We start from the raw sequence: 13,056 nt of genomic DNA, 5'->3' as shown, positions 1-13,056 counted from the left end.
TCATGTCCTTGCTGCCCAACCTGACCTGTGCGGCGGTCGATCTCCCGGATCCCAGCCGGTTCGCCGGGCCCGCCAGTGCCCACCCGCCCCGGATCCTGGTGCTGTATGGATCGCTGCGTCCCCAGTCCTACAGCCGCCTGTTGGCCAGGGAAGTCGAGCGCTTGCTGCAGCACCTGGGCGCCGAGGTCCGTCTGTTTGACCCACACGGACTGCCGCTGGCCGATGCGGTGGACGCCGATCACCCCACGGTCCAGCAGCTTCGCGCCTGGTCGCAGTGGTCCGAAGGCCAGGTCTGGATCAGCCCGGAGCGCCACGGCACCCTCAGCGCCGTGTTCAAGAACCAGATCGATTGGCTGCCGTTGTCCGAAGGCAGCGTACGCCCCACCCAGGGCCGCACCCTGGCGGTGATGCAGGTGTGTGGCGGCTCGCAGTCCTTCAACGTGGTCAACGCATTGCGGGTGCTCGGGCGCTGGATGCGGATGGTGACGATCCCCAACCAGTCTTCGGTCGCCAAGGCCTGGCAGGAGTTCGATGCGCAGGGGCGGATGAAACCCTCGGCGTACTACGACCGTGTCGTGGATGTAGTGGAGGAGCTGGTCAAGTTCACCCTGCTGGTCCGTGACAACAGCGATTACCTCACCGACCGCTACAGCGAGCGCAAGGACGACGCGCAGGCGGCGCAGCTGGCCCGCGATGCCGGCGTGGTGGAGCCGGCCGCGACGCTGCCGCTTGCCGTGGGAGACCGCGCATGAAGGCGGTGATCTATCACAACCCGGCCTGCGCGACGTCGCGCAATGTGCTCGCCCTGATGCGCCATGCCGGCGTGGCGCCGGAGGTGGTGGAGTACCTGTGCACTCCGCCGGATCGCGAGCGTCTGATCGCACTGATCGCCGCTGCCGGCCTGCAGGTCCGCGATGCGCTTCGCCAGAAAGGCACCCCGTATGCCGCACTGGGCCTGGCCGATCCAACGCTGGACGACACCCGACTGCTGGATGCGATGCTGGCCCATCCGATCCTGATCAACCGGCCGTTCGTGCAGACCGAACTGGGGGTGCGCCTGGCGCGGCCCTCGGAGACCGTGCTGGAGATCCTGCCGCCGGTGCAGGCGCCGTTCCGCAAGGAAGATGGCGAGGTGGTGATCGACGCCCACGGCCGACGCGCCACAAAAAAGCCCGGTCAATGACCGGGCTCTTATCCACGCCTGCGTGCTGCCTTACCAGCGCATGCCGGCGAAGGGGTTCCAGCTGGTATCGCCCTTTACCTTTTCAAGGTAGTACGAATAGTTGGTGGTCAACGCGATCAGCACCGACCAGGCCACACCGATCGCACGGCCGACCACGTCCGGCAGGAAGGCCACGACGACCATCAGCACCAGGGTGATGCCCAGGATGGTCAGCGCCTTGCGCCACATGCCCAGGATCAGCAGGTAGATCCAGCTGAAGAACAGGGCGAAGAAGTTGAAGTTGACCTTGATCTTCTGGCCGAACGGCAGCGTCTTGTACGCGGCCTTGAAGGTTGGCGAATTGGGGGCGCCGTGCTGTTCGAAGAAGTTGAAGCGGAACTGCCACTTGGGGCTGTAGGGGGAAGCAGTGTTGGAATCCATATCCGAATCGTGTGTTGAAAACGATTACATGATAGCCGCAAGCTCTTGATCCGCGCCAATTTTTCGACGCTCTACATGCCGCCTGTCAGGGACTGCGCGGACCGTCACACATTCGTCCCGGTTTTCCGATAGGGTGCGCAATCCGCGCGGCAGGAAGCCCCGTGGGAAATGAGAAGTCAACGAGATGCCAGACCATGTCCATTGATGTGATGTCCCCCGAGCGCCCGCAAGCAGGGCCGCAGATTACCCCGTGCCCGGTTGCCACCCAGGCGCAACACCTGCTCGCCCAGCTGCAGTTTTCCCAGGTGAGCGCGCGCGCGCTGTCGCGCCCGCCGGTAGAGACCGACCTGGCCATCGCCGCCACCGCCGCCTGAGCCGCTGCCGCGCCTGTCAACGCTGCCGGCCCGACCCCCTCGAGGGCAGAAAAACTGCGCACCACCGGCGCCGCCTGATCCTGCGCAGGCGATGAGGACCGGTCGCGTTGCAGTAGGGGGCTGATCGGCGCCGCCAGCAAGCTGAATGGGCAGAAGCCCATGGCACAGGGCCTGCGCGCCCTTGGCCGCGAGGGGGCCTCCACTTGTCTCGATCCAAAAGCTGAATGCGGAGAAATCCCCGCGCCGCCCTTCGCGCGCACCTTACAATTCGCGCCCTAGACTGAGCCGCATTTTTCGTCTCAAGCGGTTTGGAGAGTTCGTGGGTTCCGGTAGTCACAGACATACGCTGCGTGCCGGTCTCCGGCCCGCGCCGACAGGACGCATGCGTGCCATCGTGTACGCCGGGCTCAGGATGCCCCTTTCCACACTTGGCACCCCCGGCCTGGCACGCCCTGCACAGGGACACCGCGCATGAGTACCCAGACCCTGAACGCCCCGCTGGACGCCGGCCGGGCGACCTTGCCGGCCGAGTCGCCGTTGCCGATGCCTGAGCAGTCCCTGCGCGAAGGGCAGCTGCAGGTTCCGCGCCAGCGCACCTCACCGCGGATGATCGGGCTGCGTCGTTTCTACATCCTGGGCGGTACCGCGGCGATGACCGCCGCCGCCAGCCGGATGATGTGGAAGGTGCTCGCCGTCAATGGCATCAGTGTGCTGGAAGCCTGCCTGCTGGTGCTGTTCGTGGGCCTGTTCGCCTGGATCGCGTTGTCCTTCGCCGGGGCCGTGGCCGGTTTCCTGACCGCGGTATTCGATCGGGGCTACAAGCTCGGCATCGATCCGGACGCGCCGCTGCCGACCGTGCATACGCGCACCGCGCTGCTGATGCCCACCTACAACGAAGATCCGCGCCGGTTGCTGGCCGGGTTGCAGGCGATCTATGAGTCGGTGGCCGAGACCGGCCAGCTGGCGAATTTCGATTTCTACGTGCTCAGCGATACCCGCCGCGATGACATCGGGCAGGCCGAGGAAGCGGCCTTCCACGCGCTGTGCGATGCGGTGGGCGGCCATGACCGCATCTTCTACCGTCGCCGCGGCGACAACAGTGGACGCAAGGCCGGCAACATCGCCGATTGGGTCCGCCGTTTCGGCGGTGCCTACCCGCAGATGCTGATCCTGGACGCCGACAGCCTGATGACCGGCGACACCATCGTGCGCCTGGTCGCGGGCATGGAACACAACCCGGATGTTGGTCTGATCCAGACCCTGCCGGCGGTGGTTGGTGGGCGCACCCTGTTTGCCCGCATGCAGCAGTTCGGCGGGCGCGTATACGGCCCGGTGATCGGCCGCGGCGTGGCGTGGTGGCATGGCGCGGAGAGCAACTATTGGGGCCACAACGCGATCATCCGCACCCAGGCCTTCGCCGAGCAGGCCGGCCTGCCGTCGCTGCCGGGCAAGGAGCCGTTTGGTGGGCACGTGCTCAGCCACGATTTCGTCGAGGCCGCGCTGATGCGCCGTGGCGGCTGGGCCACCCACATGGTGCCCTACCTGAAAGGCAGCTATGAGGAAGGCCCGCCGACCCTGACCGATCTGCTGGTCCGCGACCGCCGCTGGTGCCAGGGCAACCTGCAGCACGCCAAGGTGGTTGGTTCCAAGGGCCTGCACTGGGTCAGCCGGATGCACATGCTGGTCGGCATCGGGCATTACTTCACCGCGCCGATGTGGGCGATGCTGATGCTGATCGGCATCGCGATTCCGCTGTTCCAGGGCGGCATCGACCTCAATGAAGTGCTGCATCTCTCGCCCGGTGTCTACTGGCGCCACCAGGATGAGACCCAGGTGATCCGCATGTTCGCGATCACCATGGTGGTGCTGCTCTCGCCCAAGGTACTGGGCTACCTGGCGATGCTGCTGGAGCCGGTCGAACGCCGTGGCTGCGGTGGCACGATCCGCGCCTTCATTTCGATGCTGCTGGAGACCATCCTCGCCGCGCTGATGGCACCGGTGGTGATGTACGTGCAGTCGCGCGGTGTGGCTGAGGTGCTGGCCGGCAAGGACTCGGGCTGGGACGCGCAGCAGCGCGACGATGGCGGCGTGTCCTGGCTGGCGCTGGCGCGTGGCTACGGCGGGCTGAGTGTGTTCGGCCTGTTCATGGGCGCGCTGGCCTACGCGGTCTCGCCCTCGCTGGCCGCATGGATGGCACCGGTGGTGATCGGCATGGTGCTGGCGATTCCGGTGGTGGGCTTCACCTCCTCGCGCACCGCTGGCGTCTGGATGCACCGGCTGGGCCTGATGGAAATCCCGGAAGAATCGGCACCGCCCAAGGTGCTGGTGCGCGCGGCCGAGCTGCGCCGTGCTGCGGCCGAGGCACATCCCGCCGGCTGATCACGGCAATCCAGGTATCGCCGCCCCATTGCCGCGGGCCGCGGTCATAATGCGGCTTGAACGTACTGGAGCCGCCTGATGCTGGATACCGTGGAAAACGAAACCGGCGCCGACCCGCAGTGGTCGGTGCTGTGGCTGCATGGCCTGGGTGCCGACGGCCATGACTTCGCCCCGATCGTGCCCGAACTGGTGCGCCCGCACTGGCCGGCGATCCGCTTCGTGTTCCCGCATGCGCCGGTGCAGCCGATCACGATCAACAACGGCGTGCCGATGCGCGCCTGGTATGACATCGTCAGCATGGATTTCCGTTCGCGCGCGGACAGCGCCGGCGTGGACGCCTCGATCGTGGAACTGGAGCTGCTGATCGAGCGCGAGGTCGCCCGCGGCATTCCGGCCGAACGCATCCTGCTGGCCGGCTTCTCGCAGGGCGGGGCGGTGATCCTCAGTGCACTGCTGCGTCGCACCCGTCCGCTGGCCGGGCTGATCGCACTGTCCACCTATCTGCCGGATCCGGCCAAGGCAGCTTCCGCGCGCGTGGCCGATGCCATCAGCGTGCCGGTGTTCATGGCCCATGGCACCCAGGATCCGGTGATCCCGGTGGCGATCGCCGAGCACACCGCGCAGACGCTGAGCGCGCTCGGCCTGCCGGTGCAGTGGCACACCTACACGATGGCCCACCAGGTCTGCGCCGAGGAACTGCAGGCGCTGGGCGACTGGCTCGAGGCGCGCTTCGCCGCCTGACGCCATGAGCGACCCGCGCCAGCAGTCCTGGTTGCCCGAGCTGTGCCGCCTGCCGCGGCTGGCGGCGATGCTGGGGTTGGCCGAGCTGGTGGTCGTCGTGGTGGCGCTGGCCCCCGATGGCAGTCGCCACTGGACGCTGCCGGACTTCCTGTCCGCCAGCGGCTTCGCGTTGTGGCTGGCGCTGGCAGTGACGGTCAGCCTGTGCAGCGTGCGCGCGGTGCTCTCGCGCTTGCCCGAAGTGCCGGGCATGGTGCTGGTGGTGCTGATGACCGGGCTGATCGCCGGTGCGTGCGCGGCGATCGTGCATGCGCTGTACGGCGTGCTCGGCGGCAGCAGCTTTGCCCAGGCGGTCGGCTTCTGGCGGTTCACGTTGGGCAGTGCGGCGATGACCGCGCTGATCACTGCCTTGGCGCTGCGCTACTTCTACGTCAGCGACCGCGGCAGCGCGCAGATGCTGGCCAACGCACGGGCCCAGGCGGATGCATTGCAGGCGCGGATCCGGCCGCACTTCCTGTTCAACAGCATGAACCTGATCGCCAGCCTGCTGCGGCGTGATCCGGACGTGGCCGAGCGCGCGGTGCTGGATCTGTCCGATCTGTTCCGCGCAGCCCTCGGTGCCGGCGATGGCGATTCCACCCTGCAGGCCGAGTGCGAACTGGCCGAGCGCTATCTTTCGATCGAATCGCTACGGCTGGGCGAACGGCTGAAAGTGATCTGGCTGCGCGACGAGCCGCTGCCCTGGTCGTTGCCGATGCCGCGGCTGGTACTGCAGCCGCTGGTCGAAAATGCCGTGCTGCATGGCATCTCGCGGGTGCCCGCCGGTGGCACGATCGTGCTGGCACTGTCCAGTGACGGCACGAATCTGCGCATCCGCGTGCGTAACCCGGCACCGGACCCGGCCACGCGCGGGCTGCCGCTCCTGCAGGGCGCCGGGCATGCACAACGCAACATCGCCCATCGCCTGGCCTGGCGCTTCGGCCCGGCCGCGCGGATGACGGGGGCGTGGGCCGACGGCTACTATGCTTGCGAAATCACGGTCCCGGTCCAGTGAGGAAACTGTCTTGAAGGTGGTGATCGCCGACGACGAACCGCTGGCCCGCGAGCGCCTGCGCTCCCTGCTCGCTGACCAGGCCGGCATCGAGGTGGTGGCCGAGGCCGAGAACGGCGAACAGGCGCTGCACGCCTGCGCCGAGCTGCAACCGGACCTGGTCCTGCTCGACATCGCCATGCCCGGCCTGGACGGGCTGGAAGCCGCGCGCCATCTGGCCACCTTCGAGCCACGCCCGGCGGTGGTGTTCTGCACCGCGTACGACGCGCATGCGCTGTCCGCCTTCGAGGCAGCCGCGATCGACTACCTGATGAAGCCGGTGCGCCCCGAGCGCCTGGCGGCCGCGCTGGAGCGTGCGCGCACCTTCCTCGCCGGCCGCAGTGGCCCGGCGACCCCCGCCAGCCAGCAGGCGCGTACCCTGCTGTGCGCACGCCTGCGCGGCAGCCTGCGGCTGATCCCGGTCGAGGACATCCACTACCTGCAGGCCGAAGAAAAATACGTCGTGGTGCATCACGCCCGCGGCGAAGACCTGCTGGAGGAGTCGCTGAAGTCGCTGGAAGAGGAATTCGGCAACCGCTTCGTGCGCATCCACCGCAATTGCCTGGTCGCCCGGCACGAACTGGTCGAGCTGCGACGAAATGGCGCAGGCCAGGTCCAGGCGGTATTGCGGCATGGCCACGGGCCGCTGGAAGTCAGCCGCCGTTGCGTGGCCAGCCTGAAGCAGGACCTCAAGTACCTGTAGGCGGGGCTGTGCGCGACCGTTGGTCGATACGCCCCTGTGCGTCGATAATGGCGCCATGAAGACCCTGCGCATCGCCACCCGAAAGAGCCCGCTTGCCCTGTGGCAGAGCGAATATGTTGCCGACCGCCTGCGCCAGGCGCATCCCGGTCTGGAGGTGGTGCTGGTGCCGATGAGCACGCGCGGCGACGAGGTGCTGGATCGTTCGCTCGCCGCGATCGGCGGCAAGGGCCTGTTCCTCAAGGAACTGGAACTGGCCATGCTGCGTGGCGAAGCGGACTGCGCCGTGCATTCGCTCAAGGATGTGCCGATGGAGCTGGATGCACCGTTCGCGCTGCCGGCGATGCTGACCCGTCATGACGCGGCCGATGGTTTCATCTCCAATCTGTACGCCTCGCTGGACGCGCTGCCGATCGGCGCGCGGGTAGGCACCTCGTCGCTGCGCCGCCAGGCCCAGCTGCGCGCGCTGCGCCCCGACCTGGAGCTGCAGGACCTGCGCGGCAACGTCAACACGCGCCTGGCCAAGCTGGACAACGGCGGCTACGACGCGATCGTGCTGGCCGTGGCGGGGCTGGAGCGGCTCGGCCTGGGCAACCGCATCGTGGCGCGCCTGGCGGCACCGGACTGGCTGCCGGCCCCGGCACAGGGCGCGGTGACGGTGGAATGCAACGGTGAGGACGCGGAGGTGATGGGCCTGTTCGCAGCGCTGGACGATGCCGACACACGTGCCTGTGTGGAAGCCGAGCGTGCCATGAACCGTGCACTGCACGGCAGCTGCCACGTGCCGGTCGCCGGCTTTGCGCAATGGGAAGGCGAGGATCTGTTCCTGCAGGGCCTGGTCGGCGGTGTGGCCGATGGCCGCATCGTGCGCGCTGAAGCGCGTGGCCCGGCCAGTGATCCGGAGGCGCTGGGCCAGCGCGTGGCGCGTGGCCTGCTCGATGCCGGTGCCGGGGAGCTGCTCGCGGTCTGAGGCGCGTAGTGCCGGCCGCTGGCCGGCAGTCCATGCTGCACAAGGTACGCGATGAGCCGGCCAGCGGCCGGCACTACATCACGACGGCGGGCGCACAGGCGCCCGCAGCGATTACTTGAACTTGTAGACCACGTTCATGGTGGTCAGCGTGTCGGTCTTGCGCTTGTCATCGGCGACGTCGCTGTTGTGGCGCGCCTGCCAGCCGGCCTTCAGCGCCAGATGTTCGTTCATGCTCACCGACACGCCGAAATCGTTCTGCGCGAAGGTGTTGTACGAGCCCGATTCGACCAGCAGCGTGTTCACCAGGTCGGTGTTCGGGGTCAGCGTGTACTTGAGATCGAACAGGCCGCGGCCGATCAGGCCGGTGCGGGTCGCGTCGTCTTCGGTGTTGTGGGTGCGGCGCACACCGGGGCCGATCTGCGCATCCATGTAGAAGCGCTCGGCATCGATGATGCGGGTGCCGTAGCCCAGACCGAACGAGCTCTGGCGGTCGTAGGTGGCGAAATCGTCGCGCTCGTAACGCACCGTGGCGGTGATCTGGCGGTGTTCGCCCAGCTGCAGCGCGCTGCCGGCACTGCCGGTGTAGCGGTTGGCGGTGGTGTTGCGGCGGCGGATGGTGGTGCCGTCGTCGTTGGTATCGGTGTATTCCGAGCGCGAGCGCAGGCCGAACAGATCCATGCTGTGCACCCAGTCATCGTCGGTGTAGCGCAGGCGCAGACGACCGTTGAAGCTCTCGGTATTGCTGTTGCCGCGGGCCGAGGCAAAGCCCAGTTCACCGCCACTGCCGCTCCAGGGGGAGGTCATCGCCGCCAGTTCGGCAGCGTCCTGTGCATAAACCGCCGGGGCGCAGAGCAGCAGGGGAACAAGCAACGAAACGCGCAGGGACATCAACGGTTCTCCGTGATCGGACAAGGGGGAGGGACAACAAGGGGGGGATGATACTTGATGCGTTCAGCGTCACATTCGGCGACGGGCCCCGGCTTTAGGGCACGTTCGGCCTCGGCCCCTGTTCAGGGAATATCGATGCGCAGAGAGGCGTCGTCGAAGCGCGAATAGGTCACGGTGATCCGGAACGGCTGCCCGTTGGTTTCACCCTTGCGCTCGATCTGCACCGGCAGGCCCTGTGCATTGACCCAGTACAGCAGGCCATCCGGCGCGGCGGTTGCATGGCGCACCTCGTATTTGTGCGCGCGCTGGCCACCGGCGCGGTCTTCGCCGAGGTCGCGCACCTGCAGCTGTGCCGGCTCCAGATCGGCCGGCAATGGATTGCGCCACTGGGCCAGCATCCCTTCGGGCACCGGGATCTGGCGTACTTCGCCGGCACGCTGCAGGAAGAACGTGCCGCCAATGATGGTCTGCGGGCCATCGTCGGTGATCAGCCGATAGCGGTCCGGGGCCACGTAGTCCATCTGCGCCTCCAGGGCGCGCGGGCCCTGCATCTTCATCACCGCGTGGAAGCTGTGCAGTTGGCCGAAGCGCTGGCTGGCGGCCAGCACGGTGCCGACCGGGTCGGCCGCCGGTGCGGCCGCGGCAGGCACCGCAGCCGCGGGCGTTTCACTGCGTCCGCAGCCACTGAGCAGCAGGGCGGCGGCGGACAGGGCAAGGGCGGGCAACAGGCGCATGACGGGCGGCAGCAGGCGGTGGGGGCCCCACGATAGCCGAAGATGCAGCCGAAGCCGCCACAACGACGGCGACTCGGACATAATCGGGTCATGGACCGATATGAACGCATCAACGCCCTGCATCGCCTGCTCAAGTCCGCCCGTTACCCGGTAACGGTGGCGGCCCTGCAGGAAAAACTGGAGTGTTCCCGCGCGACTGTCTACCGCGACCTGGCCTTCCTGCGCGATGCGCTGATGGCCCCGGTGGAAGGCGACGGCGAGGCGGGCTTCCGTTACCAGGCCGACGAGAGCGACCGCTTCGAGCTGCCGGGCCTGTGGCTCAGCTCGGAAGAACTGCACGCGCTGCTGGCCTCCCAGCACCTGCTCTCGCGCACGGGGGGCGGCGTGCTGTCCTCGGTGCTGGCCCCGCTGCAGCAGCGGATTGAAGGCCTGCTGGCCGCACAGGCCGGCGTCTCGACCTGGCCGGTTGACCGGGTCCGGGTGATTCCGCACCGCGGCCGCAAGTTCGATGAAGCCAGCTTCCGCGCCGTCGCCTCGGCGGTACTGGAGCGCAAGCAGCTGGCCTTCGAGTACCGGGCCCGCTCCACCGATGAGGCCACCCAGCGCACCGTGTCGCCGCAGCGCATGACCCACTACCGCGACAACTGGTACCTGGATGCGTGGGATCACGGCCGCGAAGGCCTGCGCAGTTTCGCGGTGGACCGCATCTACAAGGCACGCGTGATCGATACCACCGCGCGCGATGTGGATGAGACCGAGCTGGACGAACAGCTGGGCGCCAGCTACGGCATCTTCTCCGGGCCGCCCAAGGGCTGGGCCACCATCGTGTTCAGTGCCAAGGCCGCACGCTGGGTGGCCGATGAGCATTGGCATTCCAAGCAGCAGGGCCGCTTCCTGCCCGATGGCCGCTATGAGTTGAAACTGCCTTACAGCGTCTCGCGCGAACTGCTGATGGACGTGCTGCACTACGGCTCGGACGCGGAAATCGTAGAGCCGGTGATGCTGCGCGAACAGGCCAAGGCGCTGCTGGCACTGGCACTGACCAGTTACGAGTAAGCCGGCCGGGCCGGCATCGGCTCATGCCGTGGGGTCATATGCCCCGGATTCCGCAAGGGCCGGGGCGTGCGGTATCGTGGGGCGTTGCTGCCCTTATGGATCCCGCTGCCCCCATGAAAAAGTACCTGCTGCTCCCGTTGCTCGCCGCCTCGCTGGCCCTGGCTGCCTGCGGCAAGCCGGCCAACGATTCCAAGAAGCTGGTGGTTGCCGCCACCGCGGTGCCGCACGCCGAGATCCTCGCCGTGGTCAAGCCGATCCTGGAAAAGGAAGGCTTGACCCTGGATGTGCGCGTCTTCAATGACTACGTGCAGCCCAACGACCAGCTGGTGCAGAAGCAGGTTGACGTGAACTACTTCCAGACCGAGCCCTATCTGGACGCCTACAACCGGGACCGCAAGACCGACCTGGTCAAGGTGATCGGCGTGCATATCGAGCCGTTCGGTGCGTACTCGCGTCGTTTCAAATCGCTTGATGCGCTGCCCAACGGTGCCGACGTGGTGATCCCCAACGACCCGAGCAACAACAGCCGCGCGCTGATCCTGCTGCACAAGGCTGGCGTGATCACGCTCAAGGACCCGACCAATGCGTTGGCGACCCAGCGCGACATCATCGCCAACCCGAAGCAGCTCAAGTTCCGCGAGCTGGATTCGGCGATGCTGCCGCGCGTGCTGGACCAGGTCGATCTGGCCCTGATCAATACCAACTACGCGCTGGATGCCGGGCTCAACCCGACCCAGGATGCGCTGGCGATCGAAAGCAAGGATTCGCCGTACGTGAACTTCCTCGTCGCCCGCCCGGACAACAAGGACGATGCCCGCGTGCAGCAGCTGGCCAAGGCCCTGACCGGCCCGGAAGTGAAGGCTTTCATCGCCGAGAAGTACAAGGGTGCGGTCCTCCCGGCATTCTGACCGGCACCCACGGTAGAGCCACGCCATGCGTGGCTGGCCGCACCCGCGCGGCAATGATCGCCGACGCGGGCGTCAGCCCACGCGGAAGCCCATCGTCGCCTCCACCGCCTGCTGCCAGCCGCTGTACAGCGCCTCGCGCTGATCCACCGGCATCTGCGGGGTGAAGCGGCGGTCCACCGCCCATTGCTCGGCGATCTCCGCCCGGCTGCGCCAGAACCCGGTGGCCAGCCCGGCCAGATAGGCCGCGCCCAGCGCGGTGGTTTCGGCCACCTGCGGGCGCAGCACCGGCACGCCCAGGATGTCGCTCTGGAACTGCGCCATGAAGTCATTGGCGATCGCACCGCCATCGGCGCGCAGTTCCTTCAGCTCGATCCCCGCATCGGCCTGCATCGCCGCCAGCACGTCGCGGGTCTGGTACGCCATCGATTCCACCGCCGCGCGGATGAAGTGCTCCTTGGTGGTGCCGCGGGTCAGCCCGAACATCGCGCCGCGCACATCGCTGCGCCAGTACGGCGCCCCAAGCCCCACGAACGCGGGTACCAGGTACACGCCGCCATTGTCCGCGGCACGCTCGGCATAGGCCTGGCAATCGCTGGATTTGCCGAACATCCGCAGCCCGTCGCGCAGCCATTGCACCACCGAGCCGGCGACGAAGATCGAGCCCTCCAGTGCGTACTCCACACGTCCATCAATGCCCCACGCGATGGTGGTCAGCAGGCCGTTCTCGGATACCACTGCCTTCTCGCCGGTGTTCATCAGCATGAAACAGCCGGTGCCGTAGGTGTTCTTGGCCATGCCCGGCTCGAAGCAGGCCTGGCCGAACAACGCGGCCTGCTGGTCGCCGGCGATGCCGGCAATGGGCAGGTGCTGGTCGAAGAAGAACTGCGCCTGGGTGGTGGCATACACCTCGCTGGAACTGCGCACCTGCGGCAGCATCGCGCGCGGGATGTTGAACAGCGCCAGCAGTTCATCGTCCCACTGCAGCGCATGGATATCGAACAGCAGCGTGCGCGCGGCATTGGTGACATCGGTGACGTGCGCCTGGCCGCCACTGAGGTTCCAGATCAACCAGCTGTCGATGGTGCCGAACAGCAGCTCGCCGCGTTCAGCACGTGCCTGTGCGCCCTCGACGTGATCGAGGATCCAGCGGATCTTGGTCGCGGAAAAATAGGCATCGATCAACAGCCCCGTCTTGCGCCGGATCAGCGGCTCGTGGCCATCGGCCTTGAGCTGTTCGCAGATCGCATGGCTCTGCCGCGACTGCCACACCACGGCGTTGTGGATCGGCTGCCCGGTAGCCTTGTCCCAGACCACCGTGGTCTCGCGCTGGTTGGTGATGCCGATGCCGGCGATCGTGCGCGGGTCCACCTGGTAGCGGTTCAACAGCTCGGTGATCGTGGTGTAGACACTGGTCAGGATCTCGCGCGGGTCATGCTCCACCCAGCCCGGCTGCGGGAAGATCTGGGTGAACTCGCGTTGCGCGCTGCCGGCGATGCGCCCGGCATGATCGAACAGGATGGCGCGCGAACTGGTCGTGCCCTGGTCGATGGCGAGCACGTAGTGCTTGTCCATGGTCTGCTCCGTGGAAATCGATGCCGTGAGGCGTGACAGGCGTA

Annotated in this window: 14 protein-coding genes; 10 read left to right on the top strand and 4 right to left on the bottom strand. The window is 67.2% G+C overall.

The window, feature by feature from the left end:
• Positions 1-2: 2 nt before the first annotated feature.
• Together arsH and arsC are read left to right on the top strand one after the other, a co-directional pair.
• Positions 3-752, top strand: coding sequence for an arsenical resistance protein ArsH (gene arsH / locus BCL79_RS08990; protein WP_121040125.1), 750 nt, complete (start codon positions 3-5; stop codon positions 750-752).
• A complete protein-coding gene (gene arsC / locus BCL79_RS08985) occupies positions 749-1,183 on the top strand; it encodes an arsenate reductase (glutaredoxin) (RefSeq protein WP_121040123.1) in 435 nt (144 codons plus the stop codon). The genes arsH and arsC overlap by 4 nt, the downstream gene beginning before the upstream one ends.
• Positions 1,184-1,213: 30 nt before the next feature.
• On the opposite strand, the gene BCL79_RS08980 is transcribed toward arsC, so the two are convergent.
• Positions 1,214-1,603, bottom strand: a complete 390-nt coding sequence (locus BCL79_RS08980; protein ID WP_088433745.1) for a DUF2628 domain-containing protein — start codon at positions 1,601-1,603, stop codon at positions 1,214-1,216.
• A 194-nt stretch (positions 1,604-1,797) separates the two neighbouring features.
• On the opposite strand from BCL79_RS08980, the gene BCL79_RS08975 reads away from it, so the two are divergent.
• The 6 genes from BCL79_RS08975 (at position 1,798) to hemC (ending at position 7,854) form a co-directional block, all read left to right on the top strand.
• On the top strand, positions 1,798-1,977 hold the full coding sequence (locus tag BCL79_RS08975; protein ID WP_121040121.1) for a hypothetical protein: 180 nt from the start codon (positions 1,798-1,800) through the stop codon (positions 1,975-1,977).
• A gap of 471 nt (positions 1,978-2,448) precedes the next feature.
• A complete protein-coding gene (mdoH, locus tag BCL79_RS08970) occupies positions 2,449-4,356 on the top strand; it encodes a glucans biosynthesis glucosyltransferase MdoH (protein ID WP_121040119.1) in 1,908 nt (635 codons plus the stop codon).
• Positions 4,357-4,431: 75 nt separating this feature from the next.
• Positions 4,432-5,097 carry an alpha/beta hydrolase gene (locus BCL79_RS08965; RefSeq protein WP_183073762.1) on the top strand — a complete coding sequence of 222 codons (666 nt, stop codon included), beginning with the start codon at positions 4,432-4,434 and terminating at the stop codon, positions 5,095-5,097.
• A gap of 4 nt (positions 5,098-5,101) precedes the next feature.
• Positions 5,102-6,148 (top strand): sensor histidine kinase, encoded by a 1,047-nt coding sequence (locus tag BCL79_RS08960; RefSeq protein WP_121040115.1) that lies wholly within the window; start codon positions 5,102-5,104, stop codon positions 6,146-6,148.
• A 10-nt stretch (positions 6,149-6,158) separates the two neighbouring features.
• Positions 6,159-6,887 (top strand): LytR/AlgR family response regulator transcription factor, encoded by a 729-nt coding sequence (locus BCL79_RS08955; protein ID WP_121040113.1) that lies wholly within the window; start codon positions 6,159-6,161, stop codon positions 6,885-6,887.
• Between the two features lie 55 nt (positions 6,888-6,942).
• Positions 6,943-7,854 (top strand): hydroxymethylbilane synthase, encoded by a 912-nt coding sequence (gene hemC / locus BCL79_RS08950; protein ID WP_121040110.1) that lies wholly within the window; start codon positions 6,943-6,945, stop codon positions 7,852-7,854.
• A 111-nt stretch (positions 7,855-7,965) separates the two neighbouring features.
• On the opposite strand, the gene BCL79_RS08945 is transcribed toward hemC, so the two are convergent.
• Both BCL79_RS08945 and BCL79_RS08940 read right to left on the bottom strand, forming a co-directional pair.
• Positions 7,966-8,742, bottom strand: coding sequence for a DUF481 domain-containing protein (locus BCL79_RS08945; protein ID WP_121040108.1), 777 nt, complete (start codon positions 8,740-8,742; stop codon positions 7,966-7,968).
• A 122-nt stretch (positions 8,743-8,864) separates the two neighbouring features.
• Positions 8,865-9,476, bottom strand: coding sequence for a hypothetical protein (locus tag BCL79_RS08940; protein ID WP_121040106.1), 612 nt, complete (start codon positions 9,474-9,476; stop codon positions 8,865-8,867).
• 90 nt (positions 9,477-9,566) lie between these two features.
• On the opposite strand from BCL79_RS08940, the gene BCL79_RS08935 reads away from it, so the two are divergent.
• The gene (locus BCL79_RS08935; protein WP_121040104.1) at positions 9,567-10,532 is read left to right on the top strand and encodes a helix-turn-helix transcriptional regulator; all 966 of its coding nucleotides are present in this window, start codon (positions 9,567-9,569) and stop codon (positions 10,530-10,532) included.
• A gap of 113 nt (positions 10,533-10,645) precedes the next feature.
• Positions 10,646-11,440 carry a MetQ/NlpA family ABC transporter substrate-binding protein gene (locus BCL79_RS08930; protein ID WP_121040102.1) on the top strand — a complete coding sequence of 265 codons (795 nt, stop codon included), beginning with the start codon at positions 10,646-10,648 and terminating at the stop codon, positions 11,438-11,440.
• A gap of 72 nt (positions 11,441-11,512) precedes the next feature.
• On the opposite strand, the gene glpK is transcribed toward BCL79_RS08930, so the two are convergent.
• Positions 11,513-13,012, bottom strand: a complete 1,500-nt coding sequence (gene glpK, locus BCL79_RS08925; protein WP_121040100.1) for a glycerol kinase GlpK — start codon at positions 13,010-13,012, stop codon at positions 11,513-11,515.
• Positions 13,013-13,056: the final 44 nt, after the last annotated feature.

The organism is Stenotrophomonas rhizophila (genome assembly GCF_003651185.1).
GTDB classification, from domain to species: Bacteria; Pseudomonadota; Gammaproteobacteria; order Xanthomonadales; family Xanthomonadaceae; genus Stenotrophomonas; species Stenotrophomonas maltophilia_Z.
Note: the sequence above shows the minus strand (reverse complement) of the source record. Positions and strands in the feature narration are given on the sequence as shown.